Source organism: Amycolatopsis xylanica, assembly GCF_900107045.1.
GTDB classification, from domain to species: Bacteria; Actinomycetota; Actinomycetes; order Mycobacteriales; family Pseudonocardiaceae; genus Amycolatopsis; species Amycolatopsis xylanica.
Genome location: NZ_FNON01000003.1, coordinates 12,889 through 32,987, shown reverse-complemented (window position 1 = coordinate 32,987; position 20,099 = coordinate 12,889). Strand labels below are relative to the sequence as shown.

Genomic DNA, 20,099 nt, shown 5'->3' with positions numbered 1-20,099 from the left:
CGTGAGGAACCGGCTGAGCCGGACCTGGTTGCGGGTCGCGTTCACTTGCCACCGCCCCGGGGCGGGGTGCACGGTTTCCGGTTCTCCGGGAGCAGGCCGCACACATAGCTGTCGACCCACCGGCCGTTGCCGACGGTGTTGGTGATCACCCGGAAGTACGGCCCGGCCAGCCGCAGCGCCTCGTCGATGTTCGCGTTCTGCTTCTTCAGCAGCTCGGTCACCGTCTGGAGCTGGGTCAGCGCCTCGCCCAGCCGCTTCTGGTTGTCCGCGACCAGCCCGGACAGCTGCGTGGCTAGGTTCTCCGCGCCGACAAGCAGTTCGTGGATGGCGTCGCGGCGGTTGTTCAGCTCGCCCAGCAAGAGGTTCCCGTCGTCGAGCAGCTTGTCGAAGTCCTCATTGGACGCGGCGAGCGTGCCGGTCACCTTGCGCGCGTTGCCGAGCAGCTTGGCCAGCTCCTCGTCACGGCTGGAGATCGTCTTCGACAGCGCGGAAAGGCCGTCGAGCGCGCTGCGCACATGCTCCGGCGAGTTCTTGAACGTGTCGCTGATCGTCTGGAAGCTCGCCGCGAGCTGGTTGGTGTCGATCGCGCCGACGGTCTTCGACAGGCCGTTGAACGCGTCGGTGACGTCGTACGGGGTGACCGTCCGTTCGCGCGGGATGGCGTGCTTCGGGTCCTGCACGGCCGAACCGGTCGGCCGCAGCGAGAGGAATTTGCGGCCCAGCAGGGTTTTGATCTTGATCTCGGCCGAGGTCCGGTCGCCGATCCAGGCGTCCTTCACACGGAAATTGACCAGCACGTGGTCGTCGGCCAGCGCCACCCTGGTGACCTCGCCGACCTTGATGCCCGCGATGCGCACCTCGTCGTCGCTCTGCAGGCCGGCCGCTTCGGTGAACTCCGCCTGGTACGTGGTGCCGCCGCCGACGATCGGCAGGTTCTCGTAGTTGAACGTGACGGCCAGCAGCCCGGCGATCACCGTGCTGCCGATGACGCCGATGACCAGCGGATTGCGCTCCTTGAACGATTTCACGGCCGGCACCTCGCCTCGGTCGGCGCGATCCCGCGCGGCGGGTCGGTCTCGAGTTTCGCGCTGCAGAGGTAGAAGTTCATCCACGAGCCATAGGTGCCGAGCCTGCCGACCTCGTTGAACTTCGTCGGCAAATTGTCGAGGAACTGGTTGATCTCGTCCGAGCCGTTCGCCAGGTTCTCCGACAGCTGGCCGAGCCGGTTCACGCTGTCCTTGAGCGGCGGCCTGGCGACTTCGAGCAGCCCGGCGGTGGCCTTCGACAGGTCGCCGATGCCGGTGATCGCGTCACCGATGGCCGCCCGGTCACCGGCCAGCCCCGACACCAGCTGCCGCAGTGTGGAGAGCAAAGTGGACAGTGCGTCACCCTTGTCGTTGATGTTCTGCAGCACCGAGTTCAGGTTCTTGATGACCTGGCCGATCACCTGGTCCCGGCTGGCCAGCGTCGAGGTCAGCGAGCCGGTGTGGCTGAGCAGGCTCTCGACGGTGCCGCCTTCGCCTTGCAGCACCTGGACGATCTCGCCGGAGAGCTGGTTGACGTCGTTCGGCGACAGCGCCTGGAAAAGGGGCTTGAACCCGTTGAAGAGATCCGTGAGATCGAGCGCCGGGGTGGTGCGTTCGAGCGGGATCTCCGCGCCGGGTTCAAGCGTGCCGGTGGTGCCCTTGCCGCGGATCAGCGCGATGTAGCGCTGGCCGACCATGTTGCGGTACTTGATGACCGCGGTCACGTCGGCGGGCAGCCTGCGTCCCTTTTCGACGGAGAACTTGACCTGGGCGAGGCTCTGGTCGGCGATGCCGAGCGACTCGATCTGCCCGACCCTGACCCCGGAGATGCGGACGTCGTCGCCGACGTTCAGCGAGGTCGCGTCGGTGAACTTGGCGCTGTACACATCGGAATCACCGAGCCCGGTGTTGGTGATCGACAACGCGAGCAGCGTGGTGGCGACCGTGGTGACCAGTATGAAGATCAGGCTCTTGATCAGGGGAGAGGCGAAGTTCCTCATTTCAGGTTCACCTCCGTGCCGCGGTAGAGCGGGCCGACGAGGACGCTGCTCCAGTCGGGGACCTGCCCGGTGGGAACACCGAGCTGCGGCGCGACCAGCGAGGCGAGGAGTTCGCGTTCCTGCGGGGAGTTCGGCACGCCGAGGTCGTCCTGGCCTGGCATCAGCGGATGGGCCTCGGAGCCCGGCGGCGCGGCGGCGGTGCCCTGGCTGGGCACGACACCGCTGGGGTAGCAGCGCGGCCCGCCGGACGCGGTGTACACCGGGTCGTCCTTGCCGGGCACGTACTTGCCGCGCGATTCGGTGACGGTGATGTCCACGTGCAGTCCGGGTTCGTCGGAATCTTTGCCGAGCGCCTTGTCCATCAACGGTTTGAGGTCGGTCAGCGCCTTGAGCGTGCAGGGGAAACTGGGCGAGTATTCGGCCGCGATCTCCAGCGGCGTGCGGCTGGTCGCGGCGAGGCCGATCAGGTTGTCCTTGTTGTTGCGCAGGAAGGTCGTGAGGTCCTGCGCCGAGGTCGTGACGACCGGGTACAGCCCGGCGAGCGCGTCGCGCTTCTCGTGGACGGTGCCCAGCGTCTTCGCGGAGTCGGTGAGCGCGTCGAGCAGATCGGGCGCGATGTCGCCGTAAAGGTGGCTGACCTTGGCGAGGTCACGCAGGTCGTCTTCGAGCTTCGGCAGGCTGGGGTTGAAGTCCTTGAGGTACGCCGAAGCCGACGCGATGGTCTGGCCGAGCTGCTCGCCGCGGCCCTGCAACGCCGTCGCGACCGTGTTCAGCGTGGTGGCGAGCTTCTGTGGCTGGACGGCCTGCAGCACCGGCAGCAGGTTGTCGAACACCTTCTCCAGCTCGATCGCGTTGGCGCTGCGGTCCTGGCCGATGACGTCGCCGGAGCGCAAGTGTGCCGCGGTCGAACCGTCCGGAATGGACAGCTGGACGTAGCGCTCGCCGAAGAGTGTCTTGGGGATCAGCAGCGCGGACACGTCCCGTGGCAACATGTCGACTTTGCCGGGCTCCAGCGCGAGGTCGATCGACGCGCCGGAACCCGAGCTGTGCACCGCGCGGATCTCGCCGACCACCACGCCGCGCGCCTTGACCTCGCCGCCGGGCCGCAGCTGGTTGCCGACACGGTCGGCCTTGAGCGTCACCGGCACGGAGTCGACGAACGCCTTGTCGTAGACGGCGACCGTGCCCACCACGAACGCCGACATGATGACCAGGAACAGGATCCCGGCGAGCTTGAGTTTCATCCGGCGACCTTCACGGTGGTCGTCGCGCCCCAGATCGCCAGGCTGAGGAAGAAGTCGAGCACGCTGATCGCCACGATCGCGGTGCGCACCCCGCGGCCGACGGCCACGCCGACGCCCGCAGGCCCGCCGCTCGCGCGGAAGCCGTAATAACAATGCGCGAGCACGACGACCACGCTGAACACGAGCACCTTCCCGAACGACCACAGCACGTCGCCGGGTGGCAAGAACAGCAGGAAGTAATGGTCGTAGGTGCCCGCGGACTGGCCGAAGAACCAGATGGTGACCTGCCGCGAAGCGAGATACGAGGTCAGCAGCCCGATCGCGTACAACGGGACGACCGCGACGAAACCGGCGATGATCCGGGTGGTGACCAGGTACGGCACGCTCGGAATGCCCATGACTTCGAGCGCGTCGATCTCCTCCGAGATCCGCATGGCGCCGAGCTGCGCGGTGAACCCGCAGCCGACCGTGGCCGAGAGCGCGAGCCCTGCGACCAGCGGGGCGATTTCTCGCGTGTTGAAGTAAGCCGAGACGAAACCGGCGAACGCGGACGTGCCGACCTGGTTCAAAGCGGAGTAACCCTGCAGGCCGACGACCGTGCCGGTGAACACGGTCATCCCGATCATCACGCCGATCGTGCCGCCGATGACGGCCAGCGCGCCGGTGCCGAAGCTGACTTCCGCGAGCAGGCGGGTGATCTCGCGGGTGTAGCGCCGCAGCGCCCGTGGCGCCCACGCGAGCGCGCGGAGGTAGAACAGGATCTGGTCACCCAGCCGGTCGAGCACGCCGAGGTTCACGTCTCACATCCCTTTCGGCGGCACGAGCTGCAGATACAGCGTGCTGAGCACCAGATTCAGCAGGAACAGCAGCAGGAAGGTGATGACGACCGACTGGTTGACCGCGTCGCCGACACCTTTCGGGCCGCCTTTGGGATTGAGCCCGCGATACGAAGCGACGACCGCCGCGACGAAACCGAAGATGATGGCTTTGATCTCACTGATCCAGAGATCCGGCAATTGGGCTAATGCCGAGAAACTGGCCAGGTAGGCGCCGGGGGTGCCGTCCTGCATGACGACGTTGAAGAAATAGCCGCCGACCACGCCGACGACACTCACCATGCCGTTCAGGAACGCGGCGACCCCCATCGCGGCGAGTACCCGCGGCACGATCAAGCGCTGAATGGGTGAAACGCCCAGCACTTCCATCGCGTCGATTTCTTCGCGAATGGTGCGTGAGCCGAGATCGGCGCACATGGCCGATCCGCCCGCGCCCGCGATGAGCAGCGCGGTGACGATCGGGCTGGCCTGCTGGATGATCGCGAGCACGCTGGCCGCGCCGGTGAACGACTGCGCGCCGATCTGCGTGGTCAGCGAGCCGACGTGCAGCGCGATGACCGCGCCGAACGGGATGGACACCAGCGCGGTCGGCAGAATCGACACGCTCGCGATGAACCAGAACTGCTGGATCAGTTCCCGTGCTTGGAAAGGCCGTTTGAACAGGCAGCGCACCACGTCGAGGCCGAGCGCGTACAACCGCCCGGTTTCCCGCAGCGCGGCGGCGCCGGGGATGCCTGTTCTGCTCGCCACTGGCCCTCCCCAGGAAAGGCCGCTCCACTGCGGCTTTCTTACTGGTGAGTAAGCTATCCAGGTGCCGGTGACCGTGACAAGAAGCACGGCATTTTTTGCGCATTCCTGATAAAGACGTCCGTCATCTTTGTCTGAACACGCGAAATGCGCTCGGGCAAATGGCCGAATGGGCCAGGTCAGCGCAGTCTGGCGACCAGGTCGTACGAGTGCACCCGGTCGGCGTGCGCGTGGACCATCGTGGTGATCATCAGCTCGTCGGCGTCGGTGTCGGCCAGCAGCGTCTCCAGTCCTTTGTGGACGGTTTCGGGCGAGCCGATGATGCTGCTCGCGAACCGGTCCTCGACGAACAGCCGGTCCATGTCGGTGTACGGGTACGCCGCCGCCTCCTCGGGCGTGGGCAGCGGGATCGGGCGGCCACGCCGCAGGCTGAGGAAGGTCAGCCCGCTCGGTCCGGCCAGGAACCGGGCGTGCTCGTCGGTGTCGGCCGCGATCACCGAAGCGCCGAGCATCACGTACGGCGCGTCGAGCACCTCGGACGGACGGAACGAGTCGCGGTAGAGCCGGACGGCCGCGAGCGTGTTGTCCGGCGCGAAGTGGTGCGCGAACGAGAACGGCAGGCCGAGCTGACCGGCGAGCCGCGCGCTGAAGCCGGACGAGCCGAGCAGCCAGATCGGCGGCTTGTTGCCCTCGGCGACGGCCGCGCGCACCGGCTTCTCCGAGACCTCGAAGTACTCGACGAGCTCCGTGAGCTGCTGCGGGAAGTTCTCCGCCGACAGCCCGCCCGGTCCGCGCAGCGCCACCGCCGTGCGCTGGTCACTGCCCGGCGCGCGCCCGATGCCGAGGTCGATCCGGCCGGGGTGCAGTGCCTCCAGCGTGCCGAACTGCTCGGCGATCACCAGCGAGGCGTGGTTCGGCAGCATCACGCCGCCGGAGCCGACCCGCATGGTCGACGTCGCCGCCGCGACCTGGCCGATCAGCACCGACGTCGCCGACGAGGCGATGCCGGGCATGTTGTGGTGCTCGGCGAGCCAGTACCGGTGGTAGCCGAGGGCTTCCACGTGCTTCGACAGTGCGATGGTGTTGCGCAGTGCGGCGCCCGCGTCGGACCCGTTCACGATCGGGGCGAGGTCCAGCACGGAAAGCGGCACGTCAGACAGAGAGCTCACGTAAAGCGGCAACACGATCGCCCGTGGATCTCTTCCCGAGTGTGGCTACGGGCACGGTGGCTGGAAGGCGACACCGGGGAAGTAGCGGTCCCACTCGGCCTCGGTGATCCGAGGGGAAGCGGTCTCACAGACCCGCTTCGCGACGAGCTCCGGTTCGGTTTCCCAGCGCAGGACGACGTCGTCGCTGCCGCTGCTCAGCAGCGTGTGGCCGTCGGGGGCGAACACGAGCCCGAGCACCCGGTCGGTGTGCCCGGTGAGCACCGCCACCTGCCTCGGGACGGCCGGGTCGAGGGTGTCCCACAGCCGCACGGTCCGGTCATGTGACGAGGTGGCCAGTGTGTGCCCGTCCGAGCTGAACACCATCTCCCGCACCGCGTCCGTATGCCCGGACAGCTGCGAGATCTCGCGGGGAGCGTGGGGATCGCGGACGTCCCACAGCCGTGCGGTGCGGTCGCGGCCCGCGGTCACGATCGTCTTGCCGTCCGGGCTGTACGCCAGCGAGGTCACGGCCTTGGTGTGGCCACGCAGGACGCCGAGCAGCGCGCCGTTGGCGGTCATGTCCCAGAGCCGGACGGTGAAGTCCCAGCTCGTCGAGGCGAGGATCCGGCCGTCCGGGCTGAACGCGAGCGCGTGCACGTCGTCGGCGTGCCCGGTGAGCACGGCCAGCTCCTGGCCGGTGGAGCTGTCGAGCAGCCGCACGGTGTGCTTGTCACCGGCGATGGCCAGCCGTTTCCCGTCCGGGCTCAGCGCGACGGCGTCGATGTCGTCCTCGCGGGTGGCGATCACGACCGGTTTCGCCGGGGCCGCCAGGTCACGGCGTTTGACGGTGTGGTCCCAGCTGCCCGTGTAGAGCGTGCTCCCGTCGGGGCTGATCGCCGCACCACAGACGCCCTTCGTGTGATCGGTCAGCGTGGTGACTTCGCGGGGCGCCGCCGGATCGACGACCCGGACCTTGCCGTCGCGGCCGCCGGTGATCAGCGTGCGGCCGTCCGGGGTCAGCGTCACCCGGCAGATGTCGCTTTCCCCGCTCGCGACCACCGGACCGGGGATGTCCCACAGCCGGACGGTGTAGTCGTCGGAGGTGGTCGCGACCGTGCGGCCGTCGGGGCTGAAGGTGGCGCCCGCGACGATGTCGGTGTGCCCGGTCAGTGTGAGCACCGCTCTCGGCTGCGCCGGCTCGGCGACGTTCCACACCTTGGCGGTCCGGTCTTCGGACGAGCTGAGCAGCCGGGTGCCGTCGGCGTTGAACGCGAGCGCGCGCACGGCCATCGTGTGCCCGGCCATGGCCGAGAGGTCTTTCGGCGCGGCGGGGTCGGCGACGTCCCAGAGCCGGACCCGGTTCTCGCCGCCGTCCTCGCCACCCGCGAGGGTGTGCCCGGCCGGGCTGAAGGCGAGCGCGCGGATCAGCGCGGGTGCGGTCGAGATCGACTTGAGTTCGGCGCCGCCCGCGGTCCAGAGCCGCAGCGTCTTGTCGTTGGAGCCGGTGGCGAGCGTCGTGCCGTCGGGGCTGAAGCCGACCGCGACCACATCCTCGGTGTGCCCGGTGAGCACCTTGCCGGTGCGGTCGGCGAGGTTCCAGACGCGGGCCGTGTCGTCAGCGCTGCCCGTGGCCAGCGTCTTCCCGTCTCGGCTGAACGTCAGTGCGAGCACCTTGTCGGTGTGTCCGGTCAGCGTCGCGATCGGCTTGACCTGGCGCGGATCGGTGACGTCCCAGAGCTTCGCCGTCTTGTCCCAGCTCGCGGTGGCGAGCGTCTTGCCATCCGGGCTGAACGCGACGGCGAGCACGTTGTCGTCATGGCCGTTCAGCGTCGGCAGCTCGATCGGGTGATGGGGGTCGGTGACGTTCCACAGCCGGACGGTCTTGTCCCATGCCCCGGTCGCGAGCAGCTTGCCGTCCGGGCTGAACGCGGCGGTGTTGACGTTGTTCGTGTGCCCGAGCAGGAGACTGGAGTACGGCGTCGAGAAGGTGCTGAGCAGGCTGCCGCGGGCTTCCATGGTCGGCGCCAGGCGGTACGCGGCGAGCGAGAGCTGGGCCGCCAGCGCCGGTTTGGTCGGGCGCAGGGACGTCGCCTCGTGCGAGACGTTCTGGGAAAGCGCGGTGTTCCGTTCGTCGGTCGCCGTCCGGGAGGCGTTCACCGCGAAAACGGTCGCGCCCACCGCGACCAGCAGCAGGACGGCCATCAACGCGACCAGCTGACGCAGCCTGCGCGTCCGTTTACGAGTCGCGGCGCGCTCAGCGGCCTCGGCGGCCGAGCTGTCATCGAGGAACTGGCGTTCCTTCTTGCTCAGCGCCTCTTCGTGCGTGGTGACCCAGTCCTGGGCGATCGCGAGCCGCGCGCCCCGGTAGAGCGAGCCCGAGTCGTGGTCGAGCGACTCCCACGCCTCGGCCGCCTCGGTGATCCGGCGGTGCACGCGCAGCGCCTCGCGGTCCTCGGTCAGCCACTCGCGCAGCCGGGGCCAGCTGCGGATGAGCGCCTCGTGCGCGATGTCGATGCCGTGCTCGTCGAGGGTGATCAGCCGGGCGTCGGCGAGCTTGCCGAGCGCGACGTCGATGTCCGGGTCGTCGTCGAGCTCGTCGCGGCTGAGCCTGCGCTTGGTGTCCTCCGTGCCTTCGCCGAGCGCGGTCAGCCGGAGGAAGATCTGCCGGGTGACCTGCTGCTGAGCCGGGCTGAGCGTGGTGAACACGTGCTCGGAGGTCTGCGCGACCGCCCGTTCGATGCCGCCGGTCGACTCGTAGCCGGACAGGATGAGCGCGTTGCCGCGACGGCGTTTCCACGTCTCCAGCAGCGCGTGCGAGAGCAGCGGCAGCATGCCCGGCTGCCCGGTCGCGTCGGCGATCAGGCGCGAGACGAGCGCGGTCTCGACCCGCAGCCCGACCCGGACGGCGGGCTGGGTGATCGCCAGCCGCAGCTCTTCCGTGGTCATCGGGCCGAGCAGGATCTGGCCGTCTTCCAGCGCGTCGGTCAGCTCGGGGTACTGGGCGAAGCGCGCGTGGAAGTCGATCCGCGCGCCGAGCACGACCTTCTTGAGCTTGACGAGCGCGGCGATGAACTCGGCGCGTTCGGCCGGGTTCTGGCAGAGGGTGAAGACCTCCTCGAACTGGTCGACCACCAGCACGTCGACCGGCCCGGCCTTGGCCAGCTCGGCCATCGGGCGGGCGCCCGGGGTGATCAGCTTGGTCGTCCCGGCCGCTTCGAGCGCGGGGATCACCCCCGCCCGCAGCACCGACGACTTCCCGGACCCGGACGCGCCGAGCACCGCGATGAACCGGTGCGTCGCGAGCCGCTCCAGTACCTTCTCGACGACCCGCTTCCGCCCGAAGAACCGCTCGGCGTCTTCGGGCCCGAACGCGGTCAGTCCGACATACGGAGGCTCGGCTTCCGGTTCGGGTTCGAGCGCGCCTTCGGAGAGTGCGCGCCAGCGCGCCGCCCACTCCTCCTCGTCACCCGCGCACGCCTTCACGTACGCGAGAGTGACCGCCAGCGTCGGCAGCTTCCGCCCGCCGGCGGCGTCGGACAACGTGCCCGCGGAGTAGTTCGTCTGCCGCGCCAGCTCACGGTAAGTGGGGGAGCCCGCCTTCTCACGCAGCAGGCGGAGCTCCGTGGCGAACTGGACGACGGCGTCGTCGCCGTCCTCGAGCGGCCGCTCAGGACGAGGCACTGGCCCACCCCCGTTGTTCGGACTTCGTTGTTCGGTTGATCAAACCTGACGCCGAACAATACTTTTTGGTTATACCTGGGGTTGACCGGTCTCACGGTTCCCGCTGGGGGGTGCCGGTGACCAGGTCGAACGAGGAGGAGAGAACGTGTTCAAGATCAACCTGTACGGCTACCACGCGGCGACCGGCACCGCGGCCGCGTAAGGTCTCGCCGCCTTCGCTGGGGGCGAAGACGGCCAGACGACAAAAGCCACCCAGAAGGTTCTGGGTGGCTTTTGTCTTGGGCCTGGTGTCTTGGGCCAGGGTCAGGCGGGCAGCCAGTCCGGGTTCGAGGCCAGCACCGTGAGTTGCTGGGTCGCCCGGGTCAGCGCCACGTACAGGACACGGCGGCCGGTGGTCGACTCCGTGATCAACTCGGTCGGCTCGACCAAGACCACCGCGTCGTACTCGAGGCCCTTCGAGTCGAGCGAGCCGACGACCTTGAGCCGCTCGTCGGTCTGGCCGGCGAACCAGCCCTCGACCTCGGGCACGCGGTCCATCGCGGTGATCACGCCTACCGTGCCCTCGACCGAGTCCAGCAGCTCCTTGGTGGCCGACTGCGTGGCGGTCTCCAGGTTCGCCGCTTCGACCGCGCGGACGTCCGGGAGCAGGCCGGTGGTCCGCACCGCGATCGGCAGCTCGTCCTCCTGGGCGTGGCCGCGCACGACCTTCGCCGCGAGGTCGAAGATCTCGGCCGAGTTGCGGTAGTTGGTGCGCAGCGTGAAGCGGCGGCGGGTGGTGCGCACGCCGAACGCCTGGTCACGGGCCTGCGCGGCCTCTTCGGGGTCCGGCCACGAACTCTGCACCGGGTCGCCGACGACCGTCCAGCTCGCGTACTTGCCGCGGCGGCCGATCATGCGCCACTGCATCGGCGACAGGTCCTGCGACTCGTCGACGACGACGTGGGAGTACTCGTCGTAGTGCTCGGGGCGGTGGGTGGTCGCGCCGGACCGCTCCGGGGTGAACTCGACCGGGTCGTGGTGCCTGCGCTTGCGCTTGGGCTCCGGGCCGATGAGCACGCGCAGCTCGTCGAGCATCGCCACGTCCGCGACGGTCCAGCCGCGCGAGCGGTCGGCCATCGAGGTCGCGAGCATGGTGATCTCCTCGCGGTTCAGCACGCCCTTCGCGGCCGAGGCCAGCCGCTTCTCGTCCGCGAGCCACTTGAGGACCTGCGCCGGGTAGAGGATCGGCCACCAGACGACCAGGAACCGGTGGAACTCGATCCGCTCACCCAGGTCGTGGATCAGCTCGGCCTTGTCGAGCTGCCTGCCGTCGGCCTTCGCGTGCTCCTCGGCCTTCGCGGCGAGCGCGTCGAGCAGCATCTCGGCCGCGCGCACGCGTGACCGGTTCGGCGGCCCGCCCGCGGTGTGCACCTTCCGGCGCACCTTCTCCAGCTCCTTGGCGTCGAGCTTGAGCACCTCGCCGCGGTAGACGATCCGCATCTCCCTCGGCGCGTCCGGCGGGGTGTCGCGCAGCGCGCGCAGCAGCACCTTGCGCATCCGCAGCGAGCCCTTGACAGCCGCGAGCGGCGCCGGGTCCTGGCGGACGGCTTCGAGCCCGTCGAGCACCTCGCCGAGTGCGCGCAGCTCGACGTTCGTTTCACCCATCGAGGGGAGCACGCGCGAGATGTAGCTGGTGAACACCCCGGACGGCCCGACAACCAGCACGCCCGCCCCGCCGAGCTGGCGGCGGTGGCGGTAGAGCAGGTAGGCGGCGCGGTGCAGCGCGACCGCGGTCTTGCCGGTGCCCGGCCCGCCGGTGATCTCGGTGACCCCGCGCCACGGCGCGCGGATGACCTCGTCCTGCTCGCGCTGGATGGTGGCGACGATGTCGCGCATCTTCTCGCCGCGCGAGCGGCCGAGCGCGGCCATCAGCGCGCCCTCGCCGACGATCTGCATGTCGTCCGGCACCGCGTCGGCGATCAGCACGTCGTCGTCCACGTCGAGCACGTTCTGCCCGGAGCACCGGATCACCCGGCGCCGCACGACGTCCATCGGCTCCTCGGCGGTCGCCTGGTAGAACGCGGCGGCCGCGGGCGCGCGCCAGTCGGTGACGAGGTTGTCGAAGTCGGCGTCCCTGATCCCGAGACGGCCGACGTAGATCGTCTCGGACGCCAGATGGTCGAGCCTGCCGAAGACCAGGCCCTCGTACTCGGCGTCGAGCGTCTGCAGGGTCTGGTTGGCGTGGAAGACCATCATGTCGCGCTCGAAGAGCATCGACGCCTGCTCGAACACGGCCTCGCGCTGAGCGCCATGGCCTATCTCGTATCCCTTGTTGCGCATGGCTTCCGCCTGCTCGCGCAGCTCCGCGAGCCGGGTGTAGACCCGGTCCACGTGGGATTGCTCGATGGCGATCTCGGCCCGTCTGACCCGAGGTTCGGACACGCATTGCTCCTAATACCGCTGCTATCGCCTTCGAGGGCGAAGAACAACACTACGCGTTGCGCGCCGGAGGGTCAGCAAGTCCTGTCGAACACCACATGGCGGACGCGGTTTGCGAGTATGACGGGGTGACCAGGATCGTGGCCGGGAAGGCGGGCGGCAGGCGGCTCAAAGTCCCCCCGAAGGGGACCAGGCCGACGTCGGAGCGCGTGCGTGAGGCGTTGTTCAACGCACTCGAAGTCGCAGGTGAGCTGGACGGATCCCGCGTGCTCGACCTCTACGCGGGCTCCGGCGCGCTCGGCCTGGAGGCACTCTCACGCGGCGCCGCCGACGCCTGGTTCGTCGAGGCGGACCGCAAGGCCGGCGAAGTTCTTCGCGGGAATGTCGGTGAGCTAAATCTCGGTGGAACGGTCCGCATTGGACAGGTCGAGGCCGTGGTCGCCGGGCCCGCCCCGATGGCGTTCGACGTCGTCATCGCCGACCCCCCGTACGCGGTCGACGCGGCCCAGCTCGGCGCCGTGCTGTCGGCGCTGGCGGGCGGCGGCTGGGTCACCGACGGCGCGCTGGTGATCATCGAACGTGCCACTCGTGACGGTGACCCCGACTGGCCGCTGTCGTTCGAGCCCATGCGGGTCAAGCGCTACGGCGACACCGCGTTGCACTGGGCCGAATACGTGACGAAAGCTGTGTGACGCTCTCGTCACGAGAGGGCGACGGCCACCGCTTCACGGTAGCGTCGCGCCATGCGTCGCGCAGTCTGCCCGGGCAGCTACGACCCGGCCACGAACGGGCACCTCGACATCATCGAGCGGTCCGCCAAGCTCTTCGACGAGATCGTCGTGCTGGTCGGGATCAACAAGAACAAGAAGGGCCTGTTCACCGTCGAAGAACGGCTGGACATGCTCCGCGAGACCACGGCGGGCCTGCCCAACGTGCGCGTCGACTCGTGGCAGGGCCTGACCGTCGACTACTGCCGCGCCAACGACATCGTGGCCATCACCAAGGGCCTGCGCTCGGTCAGCGACTTCGACTACGAGCTCCAGATGGCCCAGATGAACCACGAGCTGTCCAAGGTCGAGACGCTGCTCATGCCGAACAACCCCGCGTACGGCTTCGTCTCCAGCTCGCTCGTGAAAGAGGTCGCGACGTACGGCGGCGACATCGAGCACCTGGTGCCCCCGGTCGTGTTCGAGCGCCTCACCAAGCGCCTGCGCGAAAAAGACTCGTGAGTGGTACGGCCGGTTCTAACCGGTCGGAACACTCACGACCCCCGCGGGGGTAAGTGGGAATTTTCCCAGTTCTGCGCCGAACGGCGTGCGACGGTCGTAGGGATTTCCGACAGGGTTCGCGGAGTTAACCTGCTCGACCAGCCCTGATCACCCGATCGGGTTACGGTCCGAAAATGACCAACCACCGATCGCGTTTCGCCGCCTTCCTGCTGGCCTTCGTCGCCTTCTTCGGCGTCGTCACCGCCACGGCCGAGGCCTCGCCCATCAGCAACGAGCCCGTCAGCATCGAGCCCGTCAGCATCGAGCAGAACGCCTGCGGCGACCTCGCGGGCTTCACCCGTGCCGCACTGTCGAGCCTTCCCAAGGAGGCGACCGACACCTACAAGCTGATCCAGACCAACGGCCCGTTCCCGTACCCGAAGAACGACGGCGTGGTCTTCCAGAACCGCGAGAAGATCCTCCCGGCCTGCGCGTCGAGCTACTACCACGAGTACACGGTCATCACGCCCGGCTCGTCGACCCGCGGCGCCCGCCGCATCATCACCGGCGACGGCGGCGAGTACTTCTACACCGGCGACCACTACGCCTCGTTCAAGGTCATCACCGTCTGACGCAACCCCGTGGCCCTCCTCGTCCGTGAGTAATGCTGGAACACGGCCGAGGAGGGCACACGGATGAAACCTGGGGACGACGCGAGCTTCCGGGAGTTCGCCGCGCGGAAGGCGCTCACGCTGAGACGGACCGCCTACCTGTTCTGCGGTGACTGGCATCTCGCCGAGGATCTGGTCCAAAGCGCCCTCATGAAGCTCTACCGGGTCTGGCCGAAGGTCTCCCGGACAGGGCCCGCCGACAACTACGCCAGGCAGGTACTGCTGCGCTGCTGGCTCGACGAGCAGCGACGGCCGTGGCGGCGCAAGGAGAACCGGAGCGGGCACGTGCCCGACCGGCCCGACGCGCACGCCGATCCCACCCGTCTCGGGATCTCCGACCTGTTACTGCACGCCCTCGCCGAGGTTCCGCCGAAACAACGCGCCGCCATCGTGCTGCGGTACTGCGCCGACCTGTCGATAGCCGACGTCGCCGCGACGCTGCGTTGTTCGGAAGGGACGGTCAAGAGCCAGACCGCGCGGGGGCTCGAAATCCTCCGCGCGGCCGTCGAACGGCGTGAACCCGCCGCGGAGGGAAGCAAATGACCGAACAGCTCGAACAGGACCTGCGGGCCCTGTCCTTCACCGAGCCCCCACTGGGCTTCGACACCGAGGCGGTGGCCACGAAAGCCGCCGCACGGCAACGCAAACGGCTCGTCGCTGCTTCCGGCTTGGGAACCCTCGCGGCGGTCGTCGCGATCGTGGCCACGACAGTCGTGCCGAGTGGCGTCGTCCAGCCCGCCGCGGACCCGGTGACCACGGTCTCGGTGCCGCCCGTGGAGATGCCCTTGACGTTGCTCCGCGAGCACCTGCCCGCATTGCTGAAGGCAGTGCAGCCGGACGCGAAGAACATCGTCGAGGTCACCACGCCGGAAATGGCGATCGCCATGCTGAGGTTCCGCTACGACCTGAATGGCCGCCCCGCGCGCATCGAGGGGAACGTCGGCCGTCCGATCCTGCCGGGTGGCCGTGAGCCGGTGCCTTGCCCGGCCGGCTGCACCAACTTCCCGCAACCGGACGGGTCCGAGGTGCACATCAGCCAGTCGGGCCGGTTCGTCGACGGAGCGACCGGCGCGGTCAAGCCGAGCACGCTCGAAGCCCGCCACTACCGGCTCGACGGCACACAGGTCGAGATCTCCGTCGCCTTCCTCCCGCCAGCGGGTGAGGGGGTCCCGATGACCTACGAGCAGGTGATCAGGATCGCCACCGATCCGTCCTTCGACTACTAGTAGCCGCTCGGACACGCCCGGCCCGGCGCGCTTTCACCGGTTCGGGCGTGTTAAGCGGCAGACTGGGTGCAGCGATATCGGGGATTGCTGCAGAGGGAGTTGCCGTGTACCGGGTTTTCGAGGCGCTCGACGAGTTGGTCACGATCGTCGAAGAGGCGCGCGGGGTGCCGATGACCTCCAGCTGCGTGGTGCCGCGCGGTGACGTGCTCGAACTGCTCGACGACGTCCGCGACGCGCTGCCGGCGGAGGTCGACGACGCGCAGGACGTGCTCGACAAGCGGGATCAGCTGATCCACACCGCGCGCTCCGAAGCCGACAAGACGGTCACCGAGGCCAACGCCGAGGCCGATCGCACGGTCGGGGAGGCGCAGGCGCACGCCGAGCGCATCCTCGCCGAGGCGCAGGCCCGTGCCGAGCAGATGATGGCCGACGCGCACGCCGAGGCCGAGCGCATGGTCGCCGCCGGGCAGGCCGAGTTCCAGAACCTCACCGACCGCTCGCGCGCCGAGTCCGAGCGGATGATCCAGGCCGGGCGTGACGCGTACGACCGCGCCATCGACGAGGGCCGGGGCGAGCAGGCCCGCCTGGTCTCGCAGACCGAGGTCGTCCAGGCCGCGCACGCCGAGTCGGCCCGCATCGTCGACGAGGCGCACGCGGAGGCCGACAAGCAGCGCGCCGACTGCGACGCCTACGTCGACGGCAAGCTCGCCGAGTTCTCCGAGCTGCTGGCCACCACGCTGCGCACCGTCGACTCCGGGCGCAACCACCTGCGCGCCCCGACGGGCCTCGCGGGCGGCGTCGGCCGCAGCAGCACCCTGTACGACTTCCAGCCGTGAAGGCTCGCGTAAACTAGAACCCTCATGCCTGAAGACAAGCTCCCGCCCGCGCGCCCCGCGCGCGTCGATCTGCGCAGCCCGTGGGTCGTCGACACCCGTGAACTCGCCCGCCACGCCGGGCTGAGCCGTCCCGTCCAGCGCAAGGTCCCGCTCGAGGAGACCTTGGGCGTGAAGGACGTCATCGTCGTGCCCCAGGGCACCGAGATCGACCTCGACCTGCTGCTCGAGTCCGTGGTCGAGGGCGTGCTGGTCACCGGCACCGCCTCGGTCACCGCCACCGGCAGCTGCTCGCGCTGCCTCGACCCGATCACCGAGGACGTCGAGGTCGAGCTCACCGAACTCTTCGCCTATCCGGGCTCCACCACCGAGGAGACCACGGAAGAGGACGAGATCTATCGCCTGGTCGACGACCGGATCGAGCTCGAGCCGCTGGTGTGCGACGCGCTCGTGCTGGCGCTGCCGCTGGTGCCCCTGTGCGAGGAAAACTGCCAGGGTCTCTGCTCCGGCTGCGGTGTCAAGTGGGCCGATCTCGAGCCCGGACACGGGCATGAGAAGATAGATCCTCGGTGGGCCGCACTTGTCGAGCGCTTCGACGGTGATGACGCCCCCGGCAAGCAAGCCTGACGAGCGTCCAGCTCGATCCGGAGAAGCAAAGTTCGCTCGCGAGGTGCGGGCAGACCGTCATAAGGAGATCTACTCGTGGCCGTCCCCAAGCGGAAGATGTCGCGATCGAACACGCGCTCGCGCCGCAGCCAGTGGAAGGCTGCCCCGGTTCAGCTGGTGCCTTGCTCCAACCGCGCCTGCAAGCAGCCGAAGCTGCAGCACATCGCTTGCCCGGCGTGCGGTCAGCACAACGGTCGCCAGGTCGTCGAGCCCGCCTGAGGCTGAGTCGATCATGGGGGGAAAACCGCCGGTCAAGCCGGCCTCGGATCCCGCTCCGTTGCTCGAAGCCCTCGACATCACCTTTGATGCCGAGTTGCTCGGTTTGGCGTTGACCCACCGTTCTTATGCCTATGAGAACGGTGGGCTTCCGCCGAACGAGCGCCTCGAGTTCCTGGGTGACGCTGTACTGGGCCTGGTCGTGACCGACCATCTCTACAACACCCATCCCGAGCTGCCGGAAGGCCAGCTCGCGAAGCTGCGTGCCAGCGTCGTGAACATGCACGCCCTCGCCGGCGTCGCACGCGGCCTCGGTGAAGGCGGCCTGGGTGCGCATCTCCTGCTCGGCAAGGGCGAAGAGCTCACCGGTGGCCGGGACAAGGCGAGCATCCTCGCCGACGGTCTCGAAGCCGTCATCGGCGCCGCGTACCTGCAGCACGGCATCGACGCCGCCCGCAAGCTGGTGCACCACCTGTTCGACGGCCTGCTGGCCGAGGCCCCGCTGCGTGGCGCCGGTCTCGACTGGAAGACCAGCCTGCAGGAGCTCACCGCGCAGGCCGGACTCGGCGTGCCCGAGTACAAGGTCGAGGACACCGGCCCCGATCACCGCAAGGAGTTCACCGCCACCGTGTTCGTCGCGGGGCGTGAGTACGGCCGCGGTGAGGGCACGACCAAGAAGGAAGCAGAGCAGAAGGCCGCCGAGACGGCCTGGCGCACGCTGCACGCCGAGGTCGAAGAGCAGAAGAAGGCCGACGAAGAGACCAGTTGACCGTCCGGTGCGTGAATAAGTACCGTACGAGCTGCCGCCGTCATTCCCCTCAAAGGTGAGGTTCAACGGCGATGCACAAATGGTCCTTCGTGTCCGTCCTTTCCGGACTACTTCTCACGGTTTCCGTCTCGGTGTCCGTTTCCGCGCAAGCGGATCAGGTCGTTTCCTCGCTCAGCGCGCTGCAAACGGCCATGGACAAAGCCAATCCCGGTGACCGGATACTGCTGGCCGACGGCAGCTACACCACCAGCTCACCGCTGACGATCAAGCGGTCCGGCACGGCGGCCGCGCCGATCACCATCGCGGCCCAGCACACCGGCAAGGCCGAAATCAAAGGCTCGTCAGGGTTCTCGTTCTCCGGCGGCACGTCCTGGGTGGTGCTGCAGGGCTTCAAACTCCGCCACAAGGCCAACTTCAGCGTGCCGGCCGGCGCCACGCACAACCGGCTGACCCGGCTGGACATCCAGCTCGGCGGGGACGGCAACTGGCTGACGGCCAACGCCGACGACACCGAGATCGACCACAACGTCTTCCAGAACCGCACGGCGGCCGGGTTGTTCCTGCAGATCCTCGGGCCATCCGGCGCGATGTCGAAGCGCGTCCACGTGCACCACAACTACTTCTACAATCACCAGTTCAGCGGCTCGAACGGCGGCGAGTCCATCCGCCTCGGCCTGAGCAGCTACCAGAAGTACTCGGCCAACGCGGTCCTCGAATACAACCTCTTCGAGAAGGCGGACGGCGACTCCGAGGCGATCTCGGTCAAGTCCTCGGACAACATCATCCGCTACAACACGATCCGCAACAGCCGCGGCTTCATCGTGCTCCGCCATGGTGACCGCAGCGTCGTCGAGGGCAACATGCTCTTCGACAACTCCGGCATCCGCTTCCACGGCAACGACCACAAGATCATCAACAACTACGTCGACACCACGGGTGGCCGCGGGATCATCTTCGGTTCCGGCAGCGAGGCCGACAGCGGCCCCACCAGCAAGGAACACGACCGCCCCGACCGCGACGTCGTCGCCTACAACACGGTGATCGGCCAGAAGGACGTCATCCACGGCGACGGCGGCACCTTCAAGCCCAAGGACTGCGTGCTGGCCAACAACATCCTGATCGGTACCTCCGGCAACCTCGTCTCGATGCCCAGCGGCTCAGTCGTGAAGTACGAGGGCAACATCGCCTGGGGCGGCGCCGCGGGCATGCCGTCCGACGGCTACAAGTCCGTGGATCCGAAGCTGGTCAAGGACGCCAACGGCCTGTGGCGCCTGTCGCCGGGAAGCCCGGCGATCGACGCGGGCGTCGGCAGCTATCCCTACGCGGCCACGGACTTCGACCTCCAGGCCCGCGCGGGCAAGTACGACATCGGCGCCGACGAGTTCCTGCCAGGCGGCGCCCGCAAGGCACTGACGACGGCCGACGTCGGCCCGCTGGCTCCCTAGGCCGATAATCAAGGAGTGCCTGAACTTCCAGAGGTAGAGGTGGTCCGCGCCGGTCTCGAAGCCCACGTGACCGGCCGGACCATCAGCAAGGTCGAAGTGCTCCACGCCCGCGCCATCCGGCGCCACGTGCAGGGAGCCGAGGACTTCACCGGCAGGCTCGCCGGGGTCCGCATCGACGCCGCCCGCAGGCGAGGCAAGTACCTCTGGCTGGAGCTGTCCGACGAGCAGGCCATGCTCGCGCACCTCGGGATGAGCGGCCAGATGCTCGTCCAGGAGGAAGGCACCCCCGACGAAAAGCACCTGCGCGTCCGGCTGCGCTTCGACGACGACGGCCCCGAGCTGCGCTTCGTCGACCAGCGGACGTTCGGCGGCTTGGCGCTCGCGGACCTCGTCGAGGTCGACGGGGCCACGCTGCCCAGCACGATCGCGCACATCGCGCGTGATCCGATGGACCCGGCGTTCAGCCTCGACGCCGCGGTGCGCGCTTTGCGTTCGCGGCGGACCGAGGTCAAGCGCGCGCTGCTCGACCAGACGCTCGTGTCCGGCGTCGGCAACATCTACGCCGACGAGGCGTTGTGGCGGTCGAAGCTGCACTGGGCCCGGCCGACCGACAAGCTCACCGCGCCCAAGACGCGAGTGCTGCTCGAAGCCGCCACCGAGGTGATGAACGAGGCGCTCGCGCAGGGCGGGACTTCGTTCGATGCCTTGTACGTCAACGTGAATGGCCAGTCCGGCTACTTCGACCGCTCACTCGACGCCTACGGCCAAGAAGGCCTGCCGTGCCGTCGCTGCGGCACCGCGATCCGGCGCGACCCGTTCATGAACCGCTCCTCCTTCTCCTGCCCCCGCTGCCAACCCCGCCCGCGGGGATAACGGTTCGCGCGTTGTGAGCGCCACTTTCACAACGCTCAACGTTGCGAAAGTGGCGCTCATGCGGACCGGCCCCCGGGATGCCGGGACCGACG

At 68.5% G+C, this 20,099-nt stretch carries 18 protein-coding genes and 1 pseudogene; 11 read left to right on the top strand and 8 right to left on the bottom strand.

The window, feature by feature from the left end; genetic code table 11:
* Positions 1-41: 41 nt before the first annotated feature.
* From BLV57_RS13900 to BLV57_RS13865, 8 genes are all read right to left on the bottom strand, one after another.
* Complete coding sequence (locus BLV57_RS13900; RefSeq protein ID WP_091290320.1) at positions 42-1,028, bottom strand: MCE family protein; 987 nt, start codon at positions 1,026-1,028, stop codon at positions 42-44.
* Positions 1,025-2,026, bottom strand: coding sequence for an MCE family protein (locus BLV57_RS13895; protein WP_091289169.1), 1,002 nt, complete (start codon positions 2,024-2,026; stop codon positions 1,025-1,027). The genes BLV57_RS13900 and BLV57_RS13895 overlap by 4 nt, the downstream gene beginning before the upstream one ends.
* Positions 2,023-3,270, bottom strand: coding sequence for an MCE family protein (locus BLV57_RS13890; protein ID WP_091289168.1), 1,248 nt, complete (start codon positions 3,268-3,270; stop codon positions 2,023-2,025). The genes BLV57_RS13895 and BLV57_RS13890 overlap by 4 nt, the downstream gene beginning before the upstream one ends.
* On the bottom strand, positions 3,267-4,067 hold the full coding sequence (locus tag BLV57_RS13885) for an MlaE family ABC transporter permease (RefSeq protein WP_091289167.1): 801 nt from the start codon (positions 4,065-4,067) through the stop codon (positions 3,267-3,269). The genes BLV57_RS13890 and BLV57_RS13885 overlap by 4 nt, the downstream gene beginning before the upstream one ends.
* A 3-nt stretch (positions 4,068-4,070) precedes the next feature.
* Entirely contained in the window at positions 4,071-4,856 is a 786-nt protein-coding gene (locus BLV57_RS13880; RefSeq protein ID WP_091289166.1) for an MlaE family ABC transporter permease, read from the bottom strand.
* A 176-nt stretch (positions 4,857-5,032) separates the two neighbouring features.
* On the bottom strand, positions 5,033-6,022 hold the full coding sequence (locus BLV57_RS13875; RefSeq protein WP_218134795.1) for an LLM class flavin-dependent oxidoreductase: 990 nt from the start codon (positions 6,020-6,022) through the stop codon (positions 5,033-5,035).
* 45 nt (positions 6,023-6,067) lie between these two features.
* Positions 6,068-9,682 (bottom strand): nSTAND1 domain-containing NTPase, encoded by a 3,615-nt coding sequence (locus tag BLV57_RS13870; protein ID WP_091289164.1) that lies wholly within the window; start codon positions 9,680-9,682, stop codon positions 6,068-6,070.
* Between the two features lie 303 nt (positions 9,683-9,985).
* Positions 9,986-12,103 (bottom strand): HelD family protein, encoded by a 2,118-nt coding sequence (locus tag BLV57_RS13865; protein WP_091289163.1) that lies wholly within the window; start codon positions 12,101-12,103, stop codon positions 9,986-9,988.
* 125 nt (positions 12,104-12,228) lie between these two features.
* Here BLV57_RS13865 and rsmD point away from each other — a divergent pair, with 125 nt between their 5' ends.
* The 11 genes and pseudogenes from rsmD (at position 12,229) to mutM (ending at position 20,007) form a co-directional block, all read left to right on the top strand.
* Positions 12,229-12,792: a 16S rRNA (guanine(966)-N(2))-methyltransferase RsmD gene (gene rsmD / locus BLV57_RS13860; RefSeq protein WP_176968611.1), complete on the top strand. Its 564-nt coding sequence runs from the start codon at positions 12,229-12,231 to the stop codon at positions 12,790-12,792.
* Positions 12,793-12,843: 51 nt separating this feature from the next.
* Positions 12,844-13,329 carry a pantetheine-phosphate adenylyltransferase gene (gene coaD / locus BLV57_RS13855; RefSeq protein WP_091289162.1) on the top strand — a complete coding sequence of 162 codons (486 nt, stop codon included), beginning with the start codon at positions 12,844-12,846 and terminating at the stop codon, positions 13,327-13,329.
* Between the two features lie 173 nt (positions 13,330-13,502).
* Positions 13,503-13,937 (top strand): annotated as a pseudogene (locus BLV57_RS13850) (guanyl-specific ribonuclease); the annotation flags it as partial.
* Between the two features lie 66 nt (positions 13,938-14,003).
* Complete coding sequence (locus BLV57_RS13845) at positions 14,004-14,522, top strand: RNA polymerase sigma factor (protein ID WP_091289160.1); 519 nt, start codon at positions 14,004-14,006, stop codon at positions 14,520-14,522.
* Entirely contained in the window at positions 14,519-15,205 is a 687-nt protein-coding gene (locus BLV57_RS13840) for a hypothetical protein (RefSeq protein WP_091289159.1), read from the top strand. Before BLV57_RS13845 ends, BLV57_RS13840 begins: the two co-directional genes overlap by 4 nt.
* 104 nt (positions 15,206-15,309) lie before the next feature.
* Positions 15,310-16,041 carry an SPFH domain-containing protein gene (locus BLV57_RS13835; RefSeq protein ID WP_091289158.1) on the top strand — a complete coding sequence of 244 codons (732 nt, stop codon included), beginning with the start codon at positions 15,310-15,312 and terminating at the stop codon, positions 16,039-16,041.
* Between the two features lie 24 nt (positions 16,042-16,065).
* Complete coding sequence (locus tag BLV57_RS13830) at positions 16,066-16,665, top strand: YceD family protein (RefSeq protein WP_091289157.1); 600 nt, start codon at positions 16,066-16,068, stop codon at positions 16,663-16,665.
* A 75-nt stretch (positions 16,666-16,740) separates the two neighbouring features.
* Positions 16,741-16,923 carry a 50S ribosomal protein L32 gene (gene rpmF, locus BLV57_RS13825; protein WP_091289156.1) on the top strand — a complete coding sequence of 61 codons (183 nt, stop codon included), beginning with the start codon at positions 16,741-16,743 and terminating at the stop codon, positions 16,921-16,923.
* A gap of 13 nt (positions 16,924-16,936) precedes the next feature.
* Positions 16,937-17,689, top strand: a complete 753-nt coding sequence (gene rnc / locus BLV57_RS13820; protein ID WP_091289155.1) for a ribonuclease III — start codon at positions 16,937-16,939, stop codon at positions 17,687-17,689.
* Between the two features lie 71 nt (positions 17,690-17,760).
* On the top strand, positions 17,761-19,134 hold the full coding sequence (locus tag BLV57_RS13815; RefSeq protein ID WP_091289154.1) for a polysaccharide lyase 6 family protein: 1,374 nt from the start codon (positions 17,761-17,763) through the stop codon (positions 19,132-19,134).
* Between the two features lie 15 nt (positions 19,135-19,149).
* Entirely contained in the window at positions 19,150-20,007 is an 858-nt protein-coding gene (gene mutM / locus BLV57_RS13810; RefSeq protein WP_091289153.1) for a bifunctional DNA-formamidopyrimidine glycosylase/DNA-(apurinic or apyrimidinic site) lyase, read from the top strand.
* Positions 20,008-20,099 lie beyond the last annotated feature (92 nt).